General features: G+C 37.6%; 25 protein-coding genes and 1 pseudogene. 10 read left to right on the top strand and 16 right to left on the bottom strand.

Going from position 1 to position 23,308, the window contains the following annotated elements; genetic code table 11:
- Positions 1 to 54 precede the first annotated feature (54 nt).
- The 16 genes from R2Q70_RS08370 to R2Q70_RS08295 all read right to left on the bottom strand — a co-directional run bounded on the left by R2Q70_RS08370 (position 55) and on the right by R2Q70_RS08295 (position 14,063).
- On the bottom strand, positions 55 to 459 hold the full coding sequence (locus tag R2Q70_RS08370; protein WP_316807156.1) for a hypothetical protein: 405 nt from the start codon (positions 457 to 459) through the stop codon (positions 55 to 57).
- A 103-nt stretch (positions 460 to 562) separates the two neighbouring features.
- Positions 563 to 1,567 (bottom strand): TerC family protein, encoded by a 1,005-nt coding sequence (locus R2Q70_RS08365; protein WP_124913533.1) that lies wholly within the window; start codon positions 1,565 to 1,567, stop codon positions 563 to 565.
- Positions 1,568 to 1,583: 16 nt separating this feature from the next.
- Complete coding sequence (locus R2Q70_RS08360; protein WP_316807155.1) at positions 1,584 to 3,092, bottom strand: serine/threonine-protein kinase; 1,509 nt, start codon at positions 3,090 to 3,092, stop codon at positions 1,584 to 1,586.
- Between the two features lie 9 nt (positions 3,093 to 3,101).
- A complete protein-coding gene (locus tag R2Q70_RS08355) occupies positions 3,102 to 4,517 on the bottom strand; it encodes a PP2C family serine/threonine-protein phosphatase (protein ID WP_316807154.1) in 1,416 nt (471 codons plus the stop codon).
- 2 nt (positions 4,518 to 4,519) lie between these two features.
- Positions 4,520 to 5,572, bottom strand: coding sequence for a TerY-C metal binding domain-containing protein (locus tag R2Q70_RS08350; protein ID WP_010601228.1), 1,053 nt, complete (start codon positions 5,570 to 5,572; stop codon positions 4,520 to 4,522).
- Positions 5,573 to 5,824: 252 nt separating this feature from the next.
- The gene (locus R2Q70_RS08345) at positions 5,825 to 6,313 is read right to left on the bottom strand and encodes a hypothetical protein (protein ID WP_316807153.1); all 489 of its coding nucleotides are present in this window, start codon (positions 6,311 to 6,313) and stop codon (positions 5,825 to 5,827) included.
- Positions 6,314 to 6,949: a vWA domain-containing protein gene (locus tag R2Q70_RS08340; protein WP_316807152.1), complete on the bottom strand. Its 636-nt coding sequence runs from the start codon at positions 6,947 to 6,949 to the stop codon at positions 6,314 to 6,316. It abuts the gene before it with no gap.
- A gap of 9 nt (positions 6,950 to 6,958) precedes the next feature.
- The gene (locus tag R2Q70_RS08335) at positions 6,959 to 7,597 is read right to left on the bottom strand and encodes a vWA domain-containing protein (RefSeq protein WP_316807151.1); all 639 of its coding nucleotides are present in this window, start codon (positions 7,595 to 7,597) and stop codon (positions 6,959 to 6,961) included.
- A gap of 6 nt (positions 7,598 to 7,603) precedes the next feature.
- Positions 7,604 to 8,032 (bottom strand): hypothetical protein, encoded by a 429-nt coding sequence (locus R2Q70_RS08330; protein ID WP_316807150.1) that lies wholly within the window; start codon positions 8,030 to 8,032, stop codon positions 7,604 to 7,606.
- Entirely contained in the window at positions 8,032 to 8,691 is a 660-nt protein-coding gene (locus tag R2Q70_RS08325; RefSeq protein WP_316807149.1) for a TerD family protein, read from the bottom strand. The genes R2Q70_RS08330 and R2Q70_RS08325 overlap by 1 nt, the downstream gene beginning before the upstream one ends.
- Positions 8,692 to 8,706: 15 nt before the next feature.
- Positions 8,707 to 9,258: a TerD family protein gene (locus R2Q70_RS08320; protein WP_316807148.1), complete on the bottom strand. Its 552-nt coding sequence runs from the start codon at positions 9,256 to 9,258 to the stop codon at positions 8,707 to 8,709.
- A gap of 42 nt (positions 9,259 to 9,300) precedes the next feature.
- The gene (locus R2Q70_RS08315; protein WP_316807147.1) at positions 9,301 to 9,966 is read right to left on the bottom strand and encodes a TerD family protein; all 666 of its coding nucleotides are present in this window, start codon (positions 9,964 to 9,966) and stop codon (positions 9,301 to 9,303) included.
- Between the two features lie 15 nt (positions 9,967 to 9,981).
- A complete protein-coding gene (locus tag R2Q70_RS08310) occupies positions 9,982 to 10,557 on the bottom strand; it encodes a TerD family protein (protein WP_316807146.1) in 576 nt (191 codons plus the stop codon).
- A 285-nt stretch (positions 10,558 to 10,842) separates the two neighbouring features.
- A complete protein-coding gene (locus R2Q70_RS08305) occupies positions 10,843 to 11,412 on the bottom strand; it encodes a L,D-transpeptidase family protein (RefSeq protein ID WP_410478365.1) in 570 nt (189 codons plus the stop codon).
- Positions 11,413 to 11,451: 39 nt separating this feature from the next.
- Positions 11,452 to 12,393 (bottom strand): hypothetical protein, encoded by a 942-nt coding sequence (locus R2Q70_RS08300; protein WP_316807145.1) that lies wholly within the window; start codon positions 12,391 to 12,393, stop codon positions 11,452 to 11,454.
- Between the two features lie 104 nt (positions 12,394 to 12,497).
- The gene (locus R2Q70_RS08295) at positions 12,498 to 14,063 is read right to left on the bottom strand and encodes a L,D-transpeptidase family protein (protein ID WP_316807144.1); all 1,566 of its coding nucleotides are present in this window, start codon (positions 14,061 to 14,063) and stop codon (positions 12,498 to 12,500) included.
- 274 nt (positions 14,064 to 14,337) lie between these two features.
- Here R2Q70_RS08295 and hisG point away from each other — a divergent pair, with 274 nt between their 5' ends.
- The 10 genes and pseudogenes from hisG to R2Q70_RS08245 all read left to right on the top strand — a co-directional run bounded on the left by hisG (position 14,338) and on the right by R2Q70_RS08245 (position 23,282).
- Positions 14,338 to 15,189, top strand: a complete 852-nt coding sequence (hisG, locus tag R2Q70_RS08290; RefSeq protein WP_316807143.1) for an ATP phosphoribosyltransferase — start codon at positions 14,338 to 14,340, stop codon at positions 15,187 to 15,189.
- A 60-nt stretch (positions 15,190 to 15,249) separates the two neighbouring features.
- A complete protein-coding gene (gene hisD / locus R2Q70_RS08285; RefSeq protein ID WP_316807142.1) occupies positions 15,250 to 16,527 on the top strand; it encodes a histidinol dehydrogenase in 1,278 nt (425 codons plus the stop codon).
- Between the two features lie 78 nt (positions 16,528 to 16,605).
- Positions 16,606 to 17,646 (top strand): histidinol-phosphate transaminase, encoded by a 1,041-nt coding sequence (gene hisC, locus R2Q70_RS08280; RefSeq protein WP_316807141.1) that lies wholly within the window; start codon positions 16,606 to 16,608, stop codon positions 17,644 to 17,646.
- A gap of 3 nt (positions 17,647 to 17,649) precedes the next feature.
- Complete coding sequence (gene hisB / locus R2Q70_RS08275) at positions 17,650 to 18,783, top strand: bifunctional histidinol-phosphatase/imidazoleglycerol-phosphate dehydratase HisB (protein WP_316807140.1); 1,134 nt, start codon at positions 17,650 to 17,652, stop codon at positions 18,781 to 18,783.
- A gap of 80 nt (positions 18,784 to 18,863) precedes the next feature.
- The gene (gene hisH / locus R2Q70_RS08270) at positions 18,864 to 19,454 is read left to right on the top strand and encodes an imidazole glycerol phosphate synthase subunit HisH (protein WP_316807139.1); all 591 of its coding nucleotides are present in this window, start codon (positions 18,864 to 18,866) and stop codon (positions 19,452 to 19,454) included.
- A gap of 36 nt (positions 19,455 to 19,490) precedes the next feature.
- Positions 19,491 to 20,240 (top strand): 1-(5-phosphoribosyl)-5-[(5-phosphoribosylamino)methylideneamino]imidazole-4-carboxamide isomerase, encoded by a 750-nt coding sequence (hisA, locus tag R2Q70_RS08265; protein WP_316807138.1) that lies wholly within the window; start codon positions 19,491 to 19,493, stop codon positions 20,238 to 20,240.
- Between the two features lie 53 nt (positions 20,241 to 20,293).
- A pseudogene (locus tag R2Q70_RS08260) lies at positions 20,294 to 20,680 on the top strand (endonuclease domain-containing protein); the annotation flags it as partial.
- 9 nt (positions 20,681 to 20,689) lie between these two features.
- On the top strand, positions 20,690 to 21,490 hold the full coding sequence (gene hisF, locus R2Q70_RS08255) for an imidazole glycerol phosphate synthase subunit HisF (protein ID WP_316807331.1): 801 nt from the start codon (positions 20,690 to 20,692) through the stop codon (positions 21,488 to 21,490).
- 229 nt (positions 21,491 to 21,719) lie between these two features.
- Positions 21,720 to 22,307, top strand: a complete 588-nt coding sequence (gene hisIE / locus R2Q70_RS08250; protein WP_316807137.1) for a bifunctional phosphoribosyl-AMP cyclohydrolase/phosphoribosyl-ATP diphosphatase HisIE — start codon at positions 21,720 to 21,722, stop codon at positions 22,305 to 22,307.
- A gap of 75 nt (positions 22,308 to 22,382) precedes the next feature.
- Positions 22,383 to 23,282, top strand: coding sequence for a WD40 repeat domain-containing protein (locus R2Q70_RS08245; protein ID WP_316807136.1), 900 nt, complete (start codon positions 22,383 to 22,385; stop codon positions 23,280 to 23,282).
- Positions 23,283 to 23,308 lie beyond the last annotated feature (26 nt).

Here is a 23,308-nt window from a genome sequence, read left to right as displayed (position 1 = left end):
CCAAAGATAGAAAAATAATGGAAAGCGACGAATTCCAATTGTAATAAACTCGTTCTAATAAGCAAAACCAGGAAACTCAATGTTTACGATTTTCCAGTTTTCATTATACAAAGCAAAATACAATTTAAAGGGGCCGCTTACTATTTTCGACTGTTTTTGGATCACCTCGCGATAGCCCGCAACACCTTCTACAAACCCCATTCCTTTTCCATCGTTTAGCAGTTCGAAATTCACATCGATAATATCGTACCGCCCACCCACATATTCGTCAGATTTACCAAAAATACCTTTCAGCCTGCCTATAACTACATCTTTACTCACAATCTTATTGCCCGGAAGAATGAAAAAATCATTCAGCTCATTAGTAACACTTTTAGATTGCTTAAACCATGAGGTTATAAACCTGATGGCACTATTTACAATATCAGCTTGATGGTTAAATTCTGGAGTTTCCTGCATGGTGTTCTTTCAAAAAAATAATCGATCAGTTTTTAGCTGATCGATTAAAACTTTCCAAAGTTAACTATTCTTTGGCCTTTCTATAAACTCGTTCTGACAATAATTATTCAGCAACTTTCTCCTCTTCCTTTTCAGGAAACATAATCGATAAAATAACCGACAGGATTAATACGCCACCAATTACGATCAATGAATAAACGGAGTCGATATGGAAGAATGGCGCAATAATCATTTTGATACCGATAAATGACAAGATAATGGCCAATCCGTATTTGAGTTTGCTAAATAAATGGATGAAGTTATCTAATAAGAAAAACAAAGCACGTAAGCCTAAAATGGCGAAAATATTCGAGGTATAAAGAATGAATGGATCTTTAGAAATTGCAAATATTGCCGGAATTGAATCGACTGCAAAAAGTAAATCGGTAAATTCTATAACAGCCACCACAACCAACAGTGGCGTAGCTAATTTCACACCGTTTTCAATGGTAAAGAATTTATCACCATCGTATTTATCACTTACCCTAAAAAACTTTCTGACCAATCTCGCACCCCGGGTATTGTTGTAATCCTCATCTTCATCATCGTCATCAGCCGACCAGGATTTAATCCCTGCATAGACAAGAAATAAACCGAAAAGCGTCATGATGATGTTGATATCGTACTTAAATCCGGCAACGCCAAATAAGCTTAGGATTTTATTTAGATAAGTTAATTCGATGAAGAAGGCACCCGAAAAGATAAAAATAGCCCTCAATACCAACGCACCGATAATTCCCCAAAAAAGCACTTTGTGTTTGTTTTCATTGGCTACATCGAAAAATTTAAACACCAAAATAAATACAAACAGGTTATCTACCGAAAGTGCTTTTTCGATCCAATAGGCAGACTGGAATTGTGTGAATTTATCAAAACCAAGTACATAATAAACGGCGCCACTAAAAATCATCGACAGCGAAATCCATACGATTGACCACGTGATGGCTTCTTTATTAGAAATGGTATGGCTTTTTTTGTTGAACAGACCTAAGTCAATGATCAGCATTATAACAACCACAATTGCAAAGCCTGCAATTAAGAGTGGATGATCAAACATGTTATTATTCATTATTAAGAGTTTTGATTTATTTATTTGCAAGCGTTACTAAAATTACTCTTCCACCATCTTCTTTTGAAAGCAAAAGTTTCTTTCCATCGGTTAACTCAACCATTGAGCCGATTGGAATTTCTTTATCTTCAGTTTTATCAACCAAAGATGTTAGTTTTTGATTAACAAATACCCATTTTGTTTCATGAAAAGTAAAATATCCTACCGGAACTTTTTGTTCAGCGGTTAATTTCTCGTTTCGTACCACATTCCTATTCACATGCCATTGAAAAAGATATTGATTATGGTAAACCATCAGGCGATGATTTTCGGGCTTCCAAACCGATGGCTGAAATTGGTAATATAAATCCAATATCGGCAAAGTACCTTTATGACTGGTACCACAAAACGGACATTTCGGAATGGAAGTGTTATCAAAAACGTACCACTTCTGCTCACAGTAGATATTGCTACACTGCTGCATTAAATCAGTTGTTTTAAGCAAAGCAATTTCCCATTCTTCGGCAGTTGGCCGCTGCATAGGGTGATGCAAACCATCAATAAAAGCCTTATCGAACAAAGTTTTTAGATAAGGACCCGTAATCGTGTAAGGGATTTTATTGACATCTGCCCAATAAGTATCCCATTTTGAAACCTGATTCAGCTTTGGTCGGTTTGATAAATCCGTAGGATGCTCGATAAACAAAGCCTTTTCACCCATGCTTAATAAGTCATCTTTCTCCGTATCTAAATCGTGTACTTTCCCGCCTTTTAACGGATGGCGATGAAGCAGATACATGTAAATTAGACAAGCTAAAGCATGCAGATCGGTTAAACGGTTCGGCAATTTCCTTGCGGGATCAGTTTTATCTAAATGTTTGGTGGCAAGCACTTCCGGCGCAATAAAATCGGCGGTACCAATTACTTCGGCTTGAAAAATACCGGGAACAACCAAACCATCTAAATCGATCATACAGGCGGAGCCGCTTGAAGGATCGATTAGTACGTTATTGTAAGATAAATCGGAATGGGAAAGGCCCATTTGATGCATTTTTTTTACTCCTCTGGCCAGGTTAACCCCAATTTGAAAATAGTTCAGCCACCTGCCAAGTTCCGTTTGATCTAAACTTAAAGGAAACTGCCGGTTTCGAAATTTAGCGGCTGCAAACCACTTTCCGTTTTTTTCCTCTCCCTTAATTAAATCACTTGATGAATAACCTTTAGAGAAAAAAAATTTCGAATGATAAATGGGAACAATGATTCCGACTTTATTATTGGTTTCAACAATATCTGTTGGCCAGCGATAAATTTCATCGAGGTAATATTTTCCTGCCTCTTTATTTTCAATTTGATGAAGATATTTCGTTACGATTTTCGTTAGCCTTTCTTTTTGATTAAAGTCTTGCTTTTCTTTGAAAATCGCAACAACATACTTTCGATCGGGACTAAAATAAACATCTTTAGCGGTTCCACTTTTAGGGTCGCCATTGTCTACATATTGATAGGAATTACCCGTTAAAGAAGATTTTACTGTGATTATTGACATCGTTTTGTGCTAAAAGATTACCGCTAAAGTTCTATCATCATGGTTGCCAGGGCTCCAAAAATCCATCCAGGCTGATAACTGATTGGCAATTTCCACGTTGGAAGACTCGAAGGAAACCGCAGCCTGATCTTCATTGTTTCCTTTTAAATCATCAATAAAAGCTCTCCAGTTTTCCAATTTTTCGAGGTTGGCTTCTACAACAAATTTTGCATCATAAATGCCATCAGTCATGAGCATAAGATAAGAGAAATCTTCGATTAATGTGAAGCCAAATCTAGAGGAGAATTTTTCGCTGTTGAAAATTTCGGGCATGGTAATAAACCGCGTTCCACCACCAAATTCGCCAACATCCAACCAATTCATCAGCTTAACTTCTGTTAAATCTTTGTTTAACAAACCTATCGGGCAATCGCCAACCCCAAATGTTAATACGGCATAGCCGAAATCATATTTTTTAAACAACGCAAAAATCAGTGTGCTGTGAAAATCCTTTAATGGATTTTCGGTTTTCGTTGCGAACTGCTCAATTTTTTGATGTGCAAACTGGGCCGCCTTTGATAGGTTGTTGTAGACAAAATGACTTATTTTTTTGGAAGTATCGATGTCGGTTTTTTGGTGGTGATCAGCTATAAGCTCATCAAATACGGTAAAGCTTTCCTTATTTAGGTTTTCAGCAAAATATTCGATCACAGCATGGCAGGCAATTTTAGAGCCTTGCCGTGCTAATTTCGCACTGCCGGCGCCATCTGCTACGCAAACTACGCTCCACCCATTATCCTCAAAGTGATTGAAGGCGTAATCATCTTCTCTAAATGAGCCGACATTGGCATGGCTTCTTCCACGTTTGGATGAAACAACGATGTGTTTATCTCCCAATGGCTGAAAATCTGATGTTTGATCTTCTTTCCAAAAATTTTCTCTTTTCCACTCCGCGTCTTTTCCTTCGTCGCTCGGAATGTTTTTCCAAAGTGATTTAGGATTGGCATTAATCACCAGCGAAAGTGTTTTAACGTGTGGCTCAATGTCATCTTCTTCACCCAAAACATTAAATTTCATTTTGATTTTGAAATCACCGCTTTGGCTGGGGTCGCCTTCAATCGTTTTTGATTCGAAGTTGAAGCTTAAGCCATACTGTTCTAGATTATCAAACTCCACAGAAATCAGATCTTCCAAATCTAAAGTAGCATGATACGCTTTACCAACAGTAGCATTTGGAATAACCATTTGCTTTGTCAAAACATCTTCAATTTTATTTTTCAACAGCCACTTATCCATCATAATCTTTTGCTTTTCTTTTATCAGTTTTACGGCCTCAACGTTAAATTCTTCGTTTGCAAATCGCTCAAAAAGAAGTTGCCTGCGGGAGGAAACTTCAATGTTTTTGCTTTTAAGCAAATTTTCCAGGTATTGTTTGGTTTCAAACATGCTTAACCTTGTGCTCTTCCAACATCAAAGCCACCTTCTCCATAACCGTAACTTCCAAAATTACCGCACCATGGACAAGTACTCATGGGTTCATTTCCGATACAATGGATCTTTTGACAAACACAGACCGCCAAACCGAACTGGTTGCCACAACAAGGACAGGCGGGCGCACCAATCAGTTCTTCGCTATTTACTTTTTGCTGTATGCCATTTTCATCGCAAAATTCATAGTACGATTGATCAACCTGAAAACCACCAACCAAACGATAAGCCTGTGTTTGCAGATTCAGCCCTTCAAAACCCGATTCGTTCATCACCTTTCGGTATTTCATTAAATAGGGTCGTTTAGTGTTTTGACATTTTGCCGCTAATACTACATAGTTATTGTCGATATATTGTGTATTCGCCGGTGCTTTGGAAATATCGATTTTGGTAATTGTATCTCCGTCTAGCTTAGCCAGTTCAAAGCCTGATTCATTGTTTTCAACACTGATGCTGCTGGTTTTAATGGAATCAGTTACCCATTTAAAGAATTTGTTATAATCTTCAGTTGTGGCATTTTTAAACTGAAGCACATTTTCTGTCAATTCAGATAGCACCCGTGTGTCCGTACTGTCGCCAAAAGAAATGGCCACCATATTTGCTGTACGTTGCCAGTTTTGTTTCCATTCGGCAATCGCTGTTTTGGTATCATCCGTTGGAACGCCATCAGTAAACAAAAACACGATTGGTTTCCAGTCGCCCTTTTGCTCCATGGTGGTTTTAACAATATCTTTCCGCATCTGGAACATCAAGTGTCCTAAACCTTTACTCAGTGATGTACCGCCACCAATTGGGAATTTTGGCGGGTAAAAACTCACCACTTCCTGTAACGGCACCAAGGTTTTGGCTTGTCCGGCAAAAACAATAATCGAAATCCAAACGGTTTCAATGGCGTAGGGATCGGTTTTGATGGCTTTAATAATGGTTGCCATCCCCTCTTCTACCTGCTGGATTTGATCTCCAACCATTGATTCGGAAATATCTATTAAAAAGTAAATGGGTAATCTTCTCATATTAAAAATAGTTGTTCAATAGCAATAGCACGATCAGTAAGATAATCTGTGTCATATCAACTGCCAAGCCTTGCCCTACTTGAAACGGTTTAATTAATGTTTTAAGGAAATGAAGAACAGGTTGAAAAATGCTTTGAAACAGGTTGAAAGCACTTTTGTATTTGTTATTTAGTTTATCTTGATGTGGCAACAGTTTTGAATAAAGGAATAATCCCACAATCAAAATATTCGATAAAATTTTAAAGGCTAAAATCATTTAGAGATGGCATTACGAATTTCACCTGCGATATCTTTATAGCGTTCTACTACCCTTTCATTGTAACTGGAGCAGCCATAAATCATTACATTTTGAGTATCTGCCAAATAATTTACCGAGAAATAGGTGGTAACATGGTTACTAAATTCTTTCATTTCACCATTTTTACCTTTCTTATCGAACACATCTAAAAACTGAACTTTTAAGTTAAGGCAATTGCCTTTCAATCTGGTTGCCTGCAGGGTAAACCTGGGTTGATTTACATTTATTAAATCGAAAGCCAAATGATTAATATTAAAATTTGACAACCTGAAAGTTTCGTAACAGTTCACAACCGCATCTAAAGTGCCCTCTTGAAAAGGATCTGTCGGGTCGAAACTGTGTTGTTCATCAGCATGATCATGATTTGTTTCTTCGCCAGAAGCCATTTTTACAATAAAGCCAATAATGGTTATTGCAATACTGATTACGCTGAGTACATCCATTTATATTACCATTGTAATTTCACTTGGCGGCGGTGGCAATGCTACGCTTTCTCCGGTTCCCTGGCTTTTGTTACCCTGCTCAATGGTTTCTGAAACCCACTTAAAGAATTGTTTTAAAGTCGTACTATCGGCTGTATCCAAATGCACCACATCGGGTGTGAGCTCTTTTAAAAGGGCATCGTTAGCCGAATGACCAGCTGCACAGCCAACAATAGCGCCGAAGTTTAATGATTGAATTTTGGGTATCATCTCCCGATAGAACTGTAAATCACTTGGTTTGCCATCAGTAAATAGAAACAGTAATGGCTTCCAATCGCCTTTTTGATGAGCATTTCCTTTGATAACATCGTTTTGAACCTTCTCATACAACATGTGTAATGCCTGGCCAGTATGTGTTGGGCCACTTTGCGGGCAGGTAATTTCCGGAAGTTGAAAAGATGCCAGTTCAGTTAACGAAACGATTTCATTCACTTCCCGATCAAAAGTGATCATCGAAATCCACAAAGAATCTAATGCCTGCGCATCGGCCCTCAAAGTATTGATCATTCCACTTAATGCATTGTTCAATGCCTGGATGGGTTCGCCATACATTGATCCCGACGTATCGATTAAAAAGTAAACAGGTAATCTTCTCATAAAATTCGATTAAACAACAATATTCAATTCAGATGGTGGCGGAGGAAGTTCCTTTAATAAACTTATTTCCTTCCCTGCATCTTCAACTTTTGTTGAGCTAACACCAATTGATGCGGTAACCCATTGGAAAAACTTACCAATGCTAGCCGAATCTGCGGTATCTAAACTTACTACATTTTCAGTAATTTGCTTCAAAACAGTAGTATCAGCACCAGAACCTGCTGCACAGGCTACGGTAAAGGCTACCTTTTGTTTCTTAAACTCGGCCAGACCAGGCAACCAATCATCAGTAGGCACGCCATCGGTCATGATAAAAACCAATGGCTTCCAATCGCCTTTTTGCTCCGTTGTGGTTTTAGCTACCTCATTTTCAATCCTGTTCGCAACCAATTTTAAAGCTTCGCCCAATGCAGTTACGCCCGTGGCCCTTAAATCTACCATTTGGAATGATGCCAAATCGGTTAGGGGAATAATTTGCTGTGCAGCGCTATCAAAAGTAATTACGCTCAAAAAAGCAGTTTCAATGGCCTGCGGATTTTGCCTCAACGAGCTGATCATTACCTGAACCCCATTTTTAACAGCCTCTATAGGCTCTCCACTCATCGAGCCTGAAGTATCCAGCACAAGGTATACGGGTAATCTTCTCATAGTTTTTTATTGAGGGATGTTGTAAGTATTTGCAGTTTCATTGTTATTCGGAACGTTGTAAGTGCTGCCGCCATTATTTTGCCCGGGGATGTTGTAGCCAGTACCCGTTCCATAGGTTGGATCATTTTGGTTAATGTGCGATAAAATTTCGGCCGTGTAATCCTTTCCGCCTTTTAATATGGTAGCAATGTTCCCAATGGTGTAAACTGGTCCCCACGGAATTCCCCACCAACCTAAAAACAAGTTGGTAAATAAAAGCCCTAAACCTGGAGTGATTCTGCTTTTTCCCGGATGGATAAAATGAAAATCGGATGGATTATTAAATGTCATCACCACTACAGAAATGCAATACTTATACATTACAAATTTTCCGCCTTGCGCCACTAAACTTCTGATTTGATCGCCAGATAAGCCTTCGATATTTTTAATATTCATTACAAGTAAGATTTAATGATTAAGTGAATGGTTTGACCTAAAAAAGTATCAGGTGTCGGATCGCCAATCGCATCAAACTTCCACTCGTCGTTCCGTTTGTAAAGCTTGCCCAAAATTAATGCTTTCTTGCCTGCATAACTTGATTCTGCCGATACATTATAAGAGGCAAATACTTCTTTTACCTGGGTTGGCGTACCTTCATACATTCTGATTTTTGAGTATGGGATTTGCGAGAAATCCTCTTTGCCGACATTATTTAGGAAAAAGAAAATTTTCGAAATCTTCGGATCTATTTTAGATAGATCAACGGTAATAATTTCATTATCTAAACCATCATCACCCCCGGAATCACCTTGCAAATCATCACCAGTGTGCCTTAATGCACCATCTAAAGAAACAAGCTTGCCTTTTGGCAAACCAAATTGCTGTAGGAAATCGATGTTGTAAAGCGGCGAATAAATGTGATCGCATAAATTATTGTTTTCATCAATTAAAATACAGCTTAAATCTAAATCGACACTTTGTTTATTGGTTGATAAACCCAGAAATCCTTTAGTTTCAATTGCGCCCCAGTTCACGCCGACACAGAAACTGGTTAATTTCGCTCCAGTTTCCTTACGCAGATCAATTTTTTGTCCTTTTGATAAATTAATAGCCATTTGTTAGTCCAATTTTTAGTTATACTTATTTAGGAAAAATTCGAGCCCATCTTTCATACCTGCACCAACTGCTTCAAATTTCCATTCATTATTTCGTTTGTAAATTCTTCCAAATTCTACCGCTGTTTCAATTGAAAAATCTTCCTCCAGCTCATACTTTAAGATTTCGGTTTTATTCCCATCAAATATTCTGATGTAAGAGTTTCTAATCTGTCCGAAGTTTTGTCTCCTGTTTTCCGCATCGTGGATGGTTACCACAATACAGATTTCAGCTGCATCTGAACCAATTCTAGATAGATCCACCTTGATTTGTTCGTCATCTCCATCTCCATCGCCTGTTAAATTGTCACCTGTGTGTTCAACTGCACCATCAGGTGTTTTTAAATTGTTGTAAAACACAAAATGTGCATCAGAAATTAATCGCTTATTTTCACCTAAAACGAATATCGAAGTATCTAAATCGAAACTACTTCCTGTTGATGAACTGTTGGTATCCCAACCCAGTCCTACTGTAAATTGTGGCGCACAAATCGCCTCTCGCTGTCCTTTTTGCAGGTTAATTGCCATATTTGGTTATTTGATGTATTTATATTTAAAGCCTCTATGGGTTTAATTGACATATTTTTTCAAAACCTCCAAAAAACTATCTGTTTGATGCGGTTCGCCAATGGCCCTGAATTTCCAGCCTCCGTCTTTTCGGTAGGCCTCGGCAAATACCATTGTACACATCCCATTTAGGGCTGCATCGCCAGAAAGGCTGTATCTGGTAATTTCTTTTCCCTTTGCATCAACAGCTCTGATGAATGCGTTTTCGACCATACTAAAATGTTGATTATTTTGCCTGCCCTGATAGATCGACACCACGAAAACTATTTTCTGGTAGATGGCATCCAGTGAATCGAGTTTTACAATAATCTGTTCATCATCTCCATCGCCTGCGCCAGTTCTATTATCACCGGTAAGCCAAATGTTGCCCGATGGATGTCTCATCGAATTAAAAAAAATTACATCGCCTTCAAATAAGCCTATCTGGCGACCATTTTGATTAACGGTTCTTCCAAGATTCAGGATTTTATCATTGCCATCTAGCAAGAATGCAATGGCATCTAAATCAAACTCTTCTTCTTTGGCGCCAAAAAGTTTACCAAAGAAACCAGTATCTTTCTGGCGAACATCCCAGCCTAAGCCCATGGTTACTCTCGATAAATCGAAATCCTCGCCTTTATCATTTTTACGAAGATCAATGGTTTGACCTTTAACTAAATTTATAGCCATACAGAACGTTTCGCTTTACTTTATGATTTGACCTTTAAAATACTTGGATAAAAAGAAAGATAAATCTTCACGATAACCAATACCTGAAGCTTCAAATTTCCACTGTCCGTCACGTTTATACAAGCGGCCAAACTCAACCCCTGTTTCTATAGAAAAATCTTCGCCCAATTCATATTTCGCCACTTCTTCACCAGTGCTATCGTCAACAATGCGGATGTAGGAATTTCTTACCTGGCCATAATTTTGTTTACGGGTAACCGCATCATGGATGGTAACCACAAAAAGAATTTCCTGAATACTGCCATCAACTTTTGAGAGGTCAACCTGGATGCTTTCATCATCGCCAGTAGCACTGTTTCCGCCAGTCGGGTCATCGCCAGTATGGTGTAAAGCCTGGTCTGGAGAATCGGTATTCCCGTAAAACACAAAGTATTCTTCTGCCGGAATGAGGCGATTTCCATCAATCATAAAAGCCGACGCATCCAGGTCAAAATCAAAGCCAGTTCCCTCGTTCGGATCCCAGCCTAAACCCACCGTGATTTTCGATAACCCAATATTAATTTTTTGTCCTTTTTGTAAATTAATTGCCATTGTTAATGTAAGTTTTGTTTATTTAAAAATGAGATGTAACACACCAGTGCCGCATTGAAAAATGCAACGAGATGCGAAAAAAGAGCCTTTTTAATGAATAAAGCAGCTAGCAATTTTCTAAATAATAGGGATAGGATTGGTTACAGCGACGTAGGTTGAGCGTTAATTTTTATGTCCTGTACCGTGATTTATAAGTTTTAATGTTTAATAACAAATATATTATTTTGTATGCCAATTCCAAATTTAAGCCAGTTAAATTCCCCTTACATTTTTATAACATTTAAGTTATAATCTGAATTTCTTCATGGCTATCCAAAGTTTTTCATCCATTTTGTAAATATCAGGGCGGTATTCAATTTTATTATTTTGCGACCACGCGGTAAAATAGGTGATGAGAATTGGTGTTTCAGCTTTCGGGCTAAATTTTACCGGAACTAAATCTTTTTGAGGCAGCTGACCTTTAATACTGGAAACAGGTTTGCCTGCATAATTTTTTAAAGGCTTTAGTCCCAACTCCTTTCGTACCAAATCATATTTTACCGTATCAACAACTAATAGTTCTGCAAGTTTTAACGGGTTTTCTACCCTGATACAACCATGGCTTATCGCCCGGTTCTTCAATTTAAATCCTTGCTTAAAGTTGGTATCATGTAGGTAAACACTACTGCTGTTTGGAAAAATGAATTTAAGTCGCCCTAAAGAATTATCATCGCTTGGCTGCTGCACAAATAAGAAAGGGAAATTACTTCTATTGTATTTGTACCACCTGATGGTAGAAGGGTTTTCAATCTTTTTATTTTTATAATATACCGCAATATTTTTGCGCTTTAGATAACTCGAACTTCTTTTGATCATCGTATACACTTCCGTCTGGGCGATACTTTCAGGAATATTTCAAACTGGATTTGTGTATAACCTTTTAATGTTGCTAAACAACATTGGAGTTTCTCTGTTTTCAGGTCTATCTTTTATATCACCCGTTTTTTCAAACACCTTATACTGCGCATCGTAATCTAAATCCCTGGGCCCTCCTACACAAACTTTCATAGCCGTTAGGGTATCTTTGCCGTCGAAAAAAACCAACTTAAAATCAGGAATATTAACTTGTATAAACTGCTTGCCAACATCAGGAAGCACCCATCTCAAACGCTCCATATTAATTAGCAGCACCTTTTTTATCGAATCATTTTTAGAACTCAGAAACCTTTGTTGCAAAACTTTGTATTGAGAAGACTTACCTTGTAAGCTGGAAAGCGTATCGACAAGATTGACAGCATTTAGCAGATTTGGTATAAAAAGGCTATCTGCCCGCTTCACGTCGATGAAATATCTGGCAAAGATTTCTTTCGGATTTATGGCACCGTATTTCAGATAACTCGCATATCGAACTAAAGCATCGGCTGACAGAATTTCCAATCTCGAAATTATTGGATAACTTTCTTTAACCGTGCTGAACTCATTCTGTCTTAGCTTGTTAATCAGCTGTTCAATTTCATAAGTGTGAAATATTTTTGGGTTAAAGCCATGATCGCCGCTTGTTTTAAGAAAGTTCAATAGGGTATCAACAGCATTATTGACTAAATACTTATTGAGAAGTATTGGCTGATTACCAGTAGCGGCATAATGCGCTTTAAGTTTATGGATGTTTATGTATTTGGCAGACAAGTTTTTTATTTCCGTTGTGAAAACTGAATCAAATTCAAGGGAATCAAATGCTAAATACTGCTCATTGTGCAAACTTTCAGTCAATAGTTCACCAGTTGAAGGTTTAGGCTTATGGGCAATAAAAAAATAGATTAAAACAGCAGGAAAAAAGAAGGCAATAAAAGTTTTCAAAATATAAATCCACTAACAAAAACACAAATCAATTTGGGATGTATACGGCATTAAAAAGTTAGAATATAGCAGGGAAACCAAATTCTAACTGGCATTAATAACAATTATCTAAATTTTTTCAAGGCTGTCCATAGTTTCTCATCCATTTGATAAACGTCAGGACGATATTCGATTTTACCATTTTGGGCCCAGGCAGTAATATAAGTGATAATCAGCGGAACTGCTTTTTTAGGGCCGAACCAGGCAGGTTTTAATTGAAATGATTTTGTAGTATCGGCTTTTGCAGCCAGACGTTTTTTGTACCATTTATTGTGGGTACTATCTACCGGTGGCAAATCAACTTCAGCCCTTAATTTATCGTAGGTATAGCTATCGCCAACCAGTTTCTCAGCAAATTCAAGTGGTTTTTCAACCCGCACACAACCATGACTAATTGCCCGGTTACTTAGATTAAAACCATTTTTGTTATTGGTATCATGAAGATAAATGCTCGAACCATTGTCAAAAATAAACTTAAATTTCCCCAGTGCATTACCGCCTCCGGACCCTTGTTTAAATTTGAATGGCAGCTTATCTCTCGAATATCTACTCCAGTTTATGGTATCTGGCTCTCCAATTAATTTATCTTTATAGTAAACGTTGATGTTACTGTTGGATAGATAATACCGATCCTTTCTCGCCATCCAGTAGATCTCACTTTGAGCAATACTTACCGGAATATTCCAAACCGGATTTGCCTGTATAGAGTTGATTTTACTGAACAACATTGGGGTTTCATGGTTTTTTGGTTTATCATCCAAATTACCTGATTTTGCAAAAGCTTTCAACTTTTCTTCGTACCCACTCTCACGTTTTCCCCCTACGCAAACCTTCATCGAAATTACCGTATCCTGCTTATCGAACCAGGTGAGTTTAAAATCAGGGATATTTACCTGTACAAAGTTGCTACCGGTTTCAGGCATAGCCCAGCGGAAACGCTCCATGTTTAGCAGTAAAATACGCTTTTCGTCGGCATTACTGGCTGCCAAATATGCTGATTGTAAAGCCTTGTACTGGGCTGATTTTGGCTGTGCGTTTCTAAGTTCTTCTACGAGGCTTTCAGACCCTAAAAGTTTAATCATACCCACACTATCCGGACGCTTCACTTTGATATAATAACGAGAGAAAATATTACGCGGATTAACCACCCCGAATTTTAAATAATTATTGTAATTCAAATAGGCATTTGCCGATAATAACTCAAGCTTCGCAATAATTGGGTAACTGTTTTCGACCTTTTTAATTTCATTAGCAGAGAGTTCAGTCAATAAAGTTTTTATTTCATCAACCCTGAAAATTTTAGGATTAAAACCATGAATGGTACTATTGTTGAGGAATTCCACAAGGGAATCTAATTCCCCATTAATGTAGAATTTGGTAACCATTTTTGGCTCATTACTATTCGCTGCGTAAAAAGACTTAATCGTTTTTGGATTAATAAAAGATTCTGATAAACTATCCAGGGTTTTTACAAAAACACTGTCGTATGCAATGGTATCAAAATCTTTATAAACCTTATTTTTGAAATGTTCAGCAAGCACTTTCCCAATCTCAGGTGGCTGTTTAAACCATCCACAGGCAGAAATGAATAAAATACCAAGTATAATTAGAAAGCGAAAGTTTTTCAACACGTAAATATTTATTGTAAAAATGGAGCTATAGCAATTTAAAAAACCAATTAAGACAAATTAAGTGCCATTATTTTTTGATTTCCCATTTCAAACACTATATTTGCCAGCGCTAATCAGCTAAAGCATTGATATTGGCAGAAATAAATATATGAAATTAACTTTGAACCATCACTTACATTTGCATCATCGCCGATAGGCGATATGATATGTTTGTTTTGTACTTCAAAACTTTTTTTCCGTAGAATAATTTCTTGCACACTCTATATTCAATACTTTGAAAACACTAAAAATTGCTATCCAGAAATCGGGTAGGTTAAACGAAAAATCCGTAGAAATATTAAAAAATTGTGGTCTTTCTTTCGAAAACTATAAGAGTTCTTTAATATCAACTGTTCAAAATTTTCCATTAGAAATTCTCTTTCTTCGTGATGATGATATCCCTGAATACGTTCAGGATGGCATTGCCGATTTAGGAATTGTTGGTGAAAATGTAATCACCGAAACCAAAGCAAATGTTGAATATTTACAACGCCTTGGCTTTGGAAAATGTACTCTAAAAATCGCAGTTCAATCGGGCAGCGAAATCCAAAAATTAGAAGATTTAAACGGCAAAGCAATTGCCACTTCTTACCCCGTAATTCTCGAAAAATTCTTAACAGAAAAGGGAATTAAATCAGACATCAGAACGATCTCAGGTTCGGTAGAAATCGGACCAGGTTTAGGTTTAAGTGATGCTATTTTTGACATCGTTTCTACAGGCGGAACTTTGAAAAGTAATGGACTAAAACCGTTCGCCGATGTAATGAATTCTGAAGCGGTTTTGATTGGAAATAAATCGATAGTTGATAACCCAGAAGTTGCAGAATTACTACAAAGAATCCGCTCGGTTTTAAGTGCAAAATCGAATAAGTACGTGGTACTAAATGTTTCAAAAGATAACCTGCAAAAAGTTGTCGATTTGTTACCAGGTGTTAAAAGTCCGACAGTAGTTCCGTTGTTTGAACCGAACTGGGTTGCCGTACATTCTGTAATTGCCGAGGAAGATTTTTGGGATAAAATTAACAGCTTAAAAGCTGCAGGTGCCGAAGGTATTTTAGTGATGCCAATTGAGAAAATCATTACCTAAAAACAAGCCAAAAAAGTATAAATTCATGTTAACTATTAGTTAATTTTAAATTATAACATATTGAAAGTCTATAATTATACAGATTTATCTCAATCAAAAATTGAAGAACTGTGTTCGCGACAAATTGAAGACGATAAACTGGTTGAAGAGCGGGTTGCAGACATCATCAAAACGGTAAAAAATGATGGTGATCAAGCATTGTTTAATTTTGCAAAAGCATTTGACAAAGTAACGTTAGAAAAACTTTATTTAGATGCTGAGGAATTAAAGCGCATTGCATCCACTATTCCTGCTGATGCAAAAAGAGCCATCGAAACTGCTTATCAGAACATCAAAGCATTTCACCAATCTCAATTAAAAACTGAAGATAGAGTAGAAACGATGCCAGGCGTGGTTTGCTGGCGGGAATCGAGAGCGATTGAAAAGGTTGGCCTGTATATTCCCGGTGGAACTGCAGTTTTACCAAGCACATTTTTAATGTTAGCTACACCTGCAATTATTGCAGGTTGTAAAGAGATAGTAGTTTGCTCGCCACCACAAAGTGATGGAAAAACCAATTGCTATTTAGCTTACTGTGCTGTCCTTTTAGGCATTGAAAAAATCTACCTGATTGGAGGTGCGCAGGCTATTGCCGCAATGGCTTTCGGAACTGAAACCGTACCACAGGTTTACAAGATATTTGGCCCAGGCAATCGCTATGTTACTACTGCCAAAACAATGGTTCAAAATAAGGTTGCGATTGATATGCCAGCTGGTCCCTCGGAGGTTTTAGTTATTGCTGACAAGACTGCCAACCCGTCATTTGTTGCTGCAGATTTACTTGCGCAGGCAGAACACGGAACTGATAGTCAGGCAATTTTAGTTTCTACCTCAAAAGAAATAATAGAACAAACAATTTTAGAAATTCAAAATCAGCTAGATATACTTCCAAGAAAGGAAATTGCGGCAAAAGCTATAGATAATTCTTACGCAATTCTGGTTGATAATTTAACAGTTGGAATGGATTTTTCAAACGAATATGCGCCTGAACACTTAATTTTAGCTACAGAAAGATTCGAAAACCTTATTCCATTGATAATCAATGCAGGTTCAGTATTTTTGGGAAACTTTACTCCAGAAAGTGCAGGAGATTATGCCTCAGGAACAAACCATACTCTACCTACAAGTGGCTTTGCCAAAGCGTATTCAGGTGTTTCAACTGATGCTTTCCTTAAGAAAATTACATTTCAACATTTATCATCCAATGGATTAAAAAATATTGGAGCTACTGTTGAAACGCTTTCAGCAGCTGAAGGACTGGAAGCACATAAGAATGCAATAACGATAAGATTAAAATAGTTTGCTGGTTTTTTGGTTGATGGTTGTTTCGATACAAACCAAATAACTAAAAAACCAAAACCTAAACAACCACTAAAAATGGACATTAACGATTTAGTTAGAGAAAATATAAAGAACCTTAAACCATACTCTACCGCCAGAGATGAGTTTAAAGGTCAGGCATCGGTATTTTTAGATGCGAATGAAAACAGCTACGGCTCTCCCCTACCTGCAAACTATAACCGATATCCGGATCCTTTGCAATTGGATTTAAAGGACGCCATAAGCAAAATTAAAGGTGTGCCGATTGAAAACACTTTCTTAGGAAACGGTAGCGATGAAGCAATTGATCTATTGTACCGTGCTTTCTGTAACCCTGGAAAAGACAATGTTATTGTATTGCCACCCACCTATGGAATGTATGAAGTTTCTGCTAATATCAATGATGTGGAAATTCGCAAAGTAAGCTTGCTTCCGAACTTCCAGTTAGATCTTGAAAAAATCGCAGAAACGATTGATAAAAACACGAAAATAATTTTCATTTGCTCACCAAATAATCCGACAGGAAATTCGATAAATCGCGAAGATATTGAAACGATTTTGACCAACTTTAAAGGTATCGTTGTAGTGGATGAAGCGTACATCAATTATGCTCGTCAAAAGACATTTATTCAGGAGTTAACCGAGTACGGAAACCTCGTTGTTTTGCAAACTTTTTCGAAGGCTTGGGGGCTTGCAGCTTTGCGTTTGGGAATGGCATTTTCTTCGCGAAAAGTGATCGATGTTTTGAACAAAATTAAGCCACCTTACAACATCAATCAGGCGACTCAGGATTTAGCTTTCGAAGCAATAAAAAACATCGCTCAAGTGAACGATTGGATCAGGGAATCTGTTGCCGAGAGACAGCGACTTTCAATCGAATTAAATGCACTAAATATTGTAACAAAAGTTTATCCGTCGGATGCGAATTTTATCTTAGCGGAAGTAACGGACGCGACTAAAATTTATGATAGTTTAGTTGATGAAGGAATCATCGTTCGCGACCGCTCGAAAGTTATTTTGTGCGAGGGTTGTTTGAGAATTACCGTTGGCACTAAAGAGGAAAATGATAAACTGTTAACCATTCTGAAAAATTTTTAAAAGATGAAAAAGGTATTATTTATAGATAGAGACGGAACGTTAAACATTGAACCAGATGATGAACAGGTAGACAGTTTTGCAAAGCTGAAGTTTTATCCTCGTTCGCTTTATTACCTTTCGAAGATTGCAAGCGAAATGGATTACGAATTGGTGATGGTTACGAATCAGGATGGATTGGGCACATTATCAAATCCTGAAGAAAATTTTTGGCCGATTCACAATTTCATGCTGGATACTTTTGCAGGTGAAGGTGTAAACTTTAGTGAAATTGTTATCGACAGAACTTTTGCCAAAGACAATGCCCCTACCCGCAAACCTGGCACCGCATTATTGACAAAATATTTTAGCGAAGACTACGATTTGAAAAATTCGTACGTTATTGGCGACAGATTAAACGACGTAGTGTTGGCAAAAAATTTGGGAGCAAAAGCAATTTTTCTTCGTCAGAATGATGCATTGGGTTCTACCGAGGCTTTAGACAAACATGAAACTTTGTTGGATATCATCATCCTGGAAACGCAGAAATGGGAAGATATTTACAATCTGTTAAAAGCCGGAAGTAGAAAAATTAACCATGTGCGTAAGACAAATGAAACCGACATTACCATTAATTTGGATTTAGATGGTACTGGAAAAGCTAAAATTGAAACGGGCTTAAACTTTTTCGACCACATGCTTGACCAAATTGCCAGACATGGAAGTGTAGATTTGGATGTTATTGCTAAAGGCGATTTACATATTGATGAACACCACACCATTGAAGATACAGGAATAGCGCTTGGCGAAGCTTTTGCAAAAGGATTAGGAAATAAACTCGGCATTGAACGTTATGGCTTTTGTTTGCCAATGGATGATTGTTTGGCACAGGTGGCTATAGATTTTGGCGGCAGAAACTGGATTGTTTGGGATGCTGAATTCAAACGCGAAAAAGTTGGCGACATGCCTACAGAGATGTTTTACCACTTCTTTAAATCGTTTAGCGATGCTGCAAAGTGCAATTTGAACATTAAAGCCGAAGGCGATAACGAACATCACAAAATTGAAGCTATATTTAAAGCTTTTGCGAAAGCAATTAAAATGGCAATAAAGCGTGATGCAGAAAAAATGGTTTTGCCGAGTACGAAAGGGCTTTTGTAAATAAAGAACAAGGATTAATGAGCAAAGAACAAAGACCTATAGTCTTTATTGCTTGTTCCATCCTCTTTAATCAAAAAAATATGATTGGAATAGTAAATTACGGAGCTGGCAATATTTTCTCTTTAACCGCTGCGTTGGAACGTTTAAACCTGCAATATGGCATGGTGAATACCCAAAGCGACTTGGAAAAATACACGCATATTATTATACCCGGGGTTGGCCATGCAGGTGCGGCAATGGAAAAACTAAAGCATACCGGATTAATTGGAGCAATAAAAGCATTAGAAAAACCTGTTTTAGGTATTTGTGTGGGCATGCAATTGATTACAGAACATTCGGAAGAGGGCGATGCGGCATTGTTGGATATCGTTCCGGTAAAAACTAAAAAATTCGATAAGTCGCTGAATATCAAAATCCCACACATGGGATGGAATGCGGTTGAACATAAAAACAATTCGTTATTTAAGGGTGTTGAAGATAATGCACAATTTTACTTCGTTCATTCGTACTTTATTGAATATAACCCTACTTTTGACATCGCTTCTGCCAATTATGGATTAAAATTCTCGGCAGCAGTACAAAAAGACAACTTTTACGGCGTTCAGTTCCATCCCGAAAAATCGGGCAAAGCTGGCGAACAGATATTAAAGAATTTTTCAAACCTGGGTTGAAATTTAACTTTCAACCTTTAACTTATAACTCGAGAAATGTACATTATTCCTGCTATTGATATTTTGGATGGAAAAGTGGTTCGCCTGCGTGAAGGTGATTACAACCAAAAAACTGAGTACGATGTTTCTATTGCGGATATGATAGAAAAATACCGTTCAAACGGAACAGATTTCATTCATATTATTGATTTGAACGGCGCAAAAGGCGATTTTAGCAATCAGAAATCACTGTTCGAAATCATAAAGAAAACTGAAATGAAAGTGCAGTACGGCGGCGGAATCCGTACGATTGAGCAGGTAACGAACCTACTTGATGCCGGAATTCACCGGGTGATTGTGGGTACACAGGCGATTACCAATCCAGATTTTTTACAACAATTAAGTGAGGCTTTCGCAAAAAAAGATAATTACGCAAACCGTATAGTTATTGCCATTGATGTTTTAGATGAAGTGATAAAATATTCGGGTTGGATGGAAAGTTCGCCAATTAAATTAATGGACTACGTGGATAAATGCCTGGCACTTGGTTTCTTTCGTTTCTTGTGCACCGATATAAGTAAGGACGGGAAATTGGGGGGTGCAGCTGTTGAATTGTACAAAAAACTATTGGAGCATTCTCCGATGATTAAGTTGATTGCATCAGGCGGTGTAAGCTCAATGGATGACATTTATGAGTTAGCAAAATACCCGATTAGAAGTGTGGTGGTTGGAAAAGCGATTTACGAAGATAGAATTACCATTGAGCAGATTAAAGAGTGGAATTTGAAGATGTTAAGTTCGATATAACCCCCAAGCCCCCTAAAGGGGGAGTTAATAGCAAGGTGGAAAAGAATAATTAAATGACTTATATTCTTGATGATGATTTTGATTTTTTGAGGGTTAACCAACCAAAAATATTTTATGGTGCATCGAATATTATTTTTGAAAATGCAAAAGCATTAAAAAATAGGTTAACTGATGCTGAGCGCTTACTTTGGGAGCAAATAAATGAAAAGAAGTTAGGAGTTAAATTCAGACGGCAACATCCTATATCATTTTTCATCGCTGATTTCTATTGCCATGAGAAGAAACTAATCATCGAATTAGATGGCAGTATTCACAATGTAAAAGAGGTTTTAGAAAATGATTTACAAAGGCAGGCTGCAATTGAAGCTTTTGAAATAAAGGTTATCAGATTCAAAAACGAAGAAATTTATAAAAACTTAAACAAAGTTTTGGAAAAAATAAAGGAAGCCATGCAGGCTGAGCAATTCGCAGTTCCCCCTTTAGGGGGCGGAGGGGGTTTGAGCAAAAGAATAATCCCCTGCCTTGACGTAAAAGACGGTCGCACCGTAAAAGGTGTAAACTTTGTTGATTTACGCGACGCTGGCGATCCGGTTGAATTAGCGGCACAATATGCGCAACAAGGTGCAGATGAGCTGGTATTTTTAGACATTACCGCAACTCACGAACGTCGTAAAACGATGATTGAGATGGTTAAATCGGTAGCCCGCCAGCTTAATATTCCATTTACCATAGGTGGTGGCATTACCGAGCTTGCCGATGCAGAAGCATTATTAAACGCTGGCGCAGATAAAATCAGCATCAATTCGGCGGCTGTTCGTAATCCTAAACTCATTGAAGGGTTAGCCAAGGCCTTTGGGGTACAATTTGTGGTTTTAGCCGTCGATACTAAATTTGTGGATGGCAAAAATAGGGTTCACTTAAACGGTGGCAGATTAATTACCGAACTGGAAACCGAAACTTGGATTAAACAAGCAGAAGATTTCGGTGCAGGAGAAATTCTCCTCACTTCAATGGACCATGACGGTACTAAGGCGGGTTTCGACTGTGGTTTGCTAAACAAAGTAAATCAAATGATTAACATCCCAATCATTGCTTCAGGTGGTGCAGGTAGTATGGAACATTTTACAGAGGTTTTCCAGAAAGCAAATGTTGATGCAGCACTTGCAGCATCCGTATTTCATTACGGCGAAATTCTGATACCTGATTTAAAGCAAGAATTGAGAAGCAAAGGCATTCCTGTTAGGATATAAATTAAGTTCGGAGTCGCGAGTATTAAGTCGTGAGTCCATAACATACACTCTTCATTGCGAGACACGACATACTTAAATGATAAATAAGTCGGTCGTCATGCTGAATTTATTTCAGCATCTTTTTCAAATTGATAGACCCTGAAATGAATTCAGGGTGACGAATTGGCCAGATGAGTTGCATTATTAAAGAGCTTAATTGTATTTGCAATGACGAAATCAAATAAAAACAATGAATATAGATTTTAATAAAAGTGATGGTTTGGTTCCTGTAGTAATCCAAGATGAACAAACATTAGAGGTTTTAATGTTGGGGTACATGAACGCAGAAGCATTAGAAAAAACACAAGCTGAAGGCAAAGTAACTTTCTATTCTCGTTCTAAAAACCGTTTATGGACCAAGGGCGAAGAAAGTGGTAATTTTCTTTTTGTGAAATCTATTCACATTGATTGTGACAACGACACCATACTGATTAAAGCAAATCCTGTCGGACCAACTTGCCATACCGGCAGCCGCAGCTGTTTTAAAACAGAGTATAATCAAAACTTTATTTTTCAGTTGGAAAATATCATTACCGATAGATATGAAAACCCTGTTGAGGGTTCTTATATCAATAAAATGCGCAATAAAGGTTTAAATAAAATTGCGCAGAAAGTTGGTGAAGAAGGTGTAGAAACCGTAATTGCTGCACTTGCTGAAAGCGAAGAAGAGTTAATAGGCGAAGCAGCGGATTTGCTTTTTCACTTAACGTTTTTATTAAAGGAGAAAGGATTATCTATTAAAGACATTGCTAAGAAATTAGAAAGTAGACATAAATAAAGTTTAAAGGCTTAAGGTTGAGAGAATGCGATTTGCAAATCCTTTCCAACCTTTCAACCTTCCAACGTTTTAAAAATGCTAAAACACCTCAAAACCCTTTCTGGTCATCAAAACCCTGTTTACGCTTTAGCTAATTCAAATAATGATAATACGTTTTTTAGCGCTGGAAATGATAAAGGCGTTGTAGAATGGTCGTTGGAAACGATGGCTTTTGTAAAGGTTAAAATGCCTGTGCAGAGCTCTGTTTATTATTTGCATTACTACAACAAGCAACTTTTTGTTGGCGAAAGAAGCGGAGCTTTTAGTGTTTACGATTTCCAAGAGGAAAAAGTAGTCGCCAGAATTAATGCACATACCAAACCCATTTTCAATATTCAGACGGTTAAAAGTAAAAATGAGCTGATTACCACAGGCGAAGATGGAACTGTAGCAGTTTGGTCACTGAACGGTTTTACCGAAATTTATCGCTTTCAGGCGGCTTATGATACGGTTCGGGCAATTGCCATTTCTCCCGATGAAACTGAAATTGCATTCGGTTGTAAAGACCATTTAATTAAAATCTACAACCTTTCAGATTATAGCATCAAGCAAAATCTAGACAGTCACACTTTACCCGTAACTTCTCTCGCGTATCATCCCGAAGGAAAATATTTAATTTCCGGTAGCCGAGATGCGCAATTAAAAATATGGAATTTGCCGAATTATGAACTGCTGCAAACTATCCCTGCGCACATGTTTACCGTTTACGATATTGCTTTTCATCCAACCCTACCCTATTTTGCAACAAGCAGTCAGGATAAAAGCATCAAAATCTGGGATGCAGAAAACTTTAAACTATACAAAATTTTAAGTCTGGAGAAGGCTGGAATTGGGCACACACATTCTATCAATAAAATCATTTGGAGCAAAGATGGAAAATACCTGATTTCTACTGGAGATGACAGGCAGGTGATGATTTGGGAGATGGAGAGTTAATCTCCGATTATAATCATTGCGAGGTT

It is taken from the genome of Pedobacter agri (genome assembly GCF_032678665.1).
In the GTDB taxonomy this organism is placed as follows: domain Bacteria; phylum Bacteroidota; class Bacteroidia; order Sphingobacteriales; family Sphingobacteriaceae; genus Pedobacter; species Pedobacter agri_A.
The sequence above is the reverse complement of the archived record's forward strand: the minus strand, read 5'-3'. Positions and strand labels throughout refer to the sequence as shown.

What these genes read in the sequence shown, in the direction of transcription:
- hisC (WP_316807141.1), top strand. Translation starts at nt 16,606, where the DNA reads ATGGACATTAACGATTTAGTTAGAGAAAATATAAAGAACCTTAAACCA.
- hisA (WP_316807138.1), top strand. Translation starts at nt 19,491, where the DNA reads ATGTACATTATTCCTGCTATTGATATTTTGGATGGAAAAGTGGTTCGC.
- R2Q70_RS08310 (WP_316807146.1), bottom strand. Translation starts at nt 10,557, where the DNA reads ATGGCAATTAATTTACAAAAAGGACAAAAAATTAATATTGGGTTATCG.
- R2Q70_RS08355 (WP_316807154.1), bottom strand. Translation starts at nt 4,517, where the DNA reads ATGTTTGAAACCAAACAATACCTGGAAAATTTGCTTAAAAGCAAAAAC.
- hisIE (WP_316807137.1), top strand. Translation starts at nt 21,720, where the DNA reads ATGAATATAGATTTTAATAAAAGTGATGGTTTGGTTCCTGTAGTAATC.
- R2Q70_RS08360 (WP_316807155.1), bottom strand. Translation starts at nt 3,092, where the DNA reads ATGTCAATAATCACAGTAAAATCTTCTTTAACGGGTAATTCCTATCAA.
- R2Q70_RS08370 (WP_316807156.1), bottom strand. Translation starts at nt 459, where the DNA reads ATGCAGGAAACTCCAGAATTTAACCATCAAGCTGATATTGTAAATAGT.
- R2Q70_RS08305 (WP_410478365.1), bottom strand. Translation starts at nt 11,412, where the DNA reads ATGATCAAAAGAAGTTCGAGTTATCTAAAGCGCAAAAATATTGCGGTA.
- hisF (WP_316807331.1), top strand. Translation starts at nt 20,690, where the DNA reads ATGCAGGCTGAGCAATTCGCAGTTCCCCCTTTAGGGGGCGGAGGGGGT.
- R2Q70_RS08315 (WP_316807147.1), bottom strand. Translation starts at nt 9,966, where the DNA reads ATGGCTATAAATTTAGTTAAAGGTCAAACCATTGATCTTCGTAAAAAT.
- R2Q70_RS08330 (WP_316807150.1), bottom strand. Translation starts at nt 8,032, where the DNA reads ATGAATATTAAAAATATCGAAGGCTTATCTGGCGATCAAATCAGAAGT.
- hisH (WP_316807139.1), top strand. Translation starts at nt 18,864, where the DNA reads ATGATTGGAATAGTAAATTACGGAGCTGGCAATATTTTCTCTTTAACC.
- R2Q70_RS08350 (WP_010601228.1), bottom strand. Translation starts at nt 5,572, where the DNA reads ATGAGAAGATTACCCATTTACTTTTTAATAGATATTTCCGAATCAATG.
- R2Q70_RS08325 (WP_316807149.1), bottom strand. Translation starts at nt 8,691, where the DNA reads ATGGCTATTAATTTATCAAAAGGACAAAAAATTGATCTGCGTAAGGAA.
- R2Q70_RS08245 (WP_316807136.1), top strand. Translation starts at nt 22,383, where the DNA reads ATGCTAAAACACCTCAAAACCCTTTCTGGTCATCAAAACCCTGTTTAC.
- R2Q70_RS08335 (WP_316807151.1), bottom strand. Translation starts at nt 7,597, where the DNA reads ATGAGAAGATTACCCGTATACCTTGTGCTGGATACTTCAGGCTCGATG.
- R2Q70_RS08345 (WP_316807153.1), bottom strand. Translation starts at nt 6,313, where the DNA reads ATGGATGTACTCAGCGTAATCAGTATTGCAATAACCATTATTGGCTTT.
- hisB (WP_316807140.1), top strand. Translation starts at nt 17,650, where the DNA reads ATGAAAAAGGTATTATTTATAGATAGAGACGGAACGTTAAACATTGAA.
- R2Q70_RS08320 (WP_316807148.1), bottom strand. Translation starts at nt 9,258, where the DNA reads ATGGCAATTAACCTGCAAAAAGGACAGCGAGAGGCGATTTGTGCGCCA.
- R2Q70_RS08340 (WP_316807152.1), bottom strand. Translation starts at nt 6,949, where the DNA reads ATGAGAAGATTACCTGTTTACTTTTTAATCGATACGTCGGGATCAATG.
- R2Q70_RS08365 (WP_124913533.1), bottom strand. Translation starts at nt 1,567, where the DNA reads ATGAATAATAACATGTTTGATCATCCACTCTTAATTGCAGGCTTTGCA.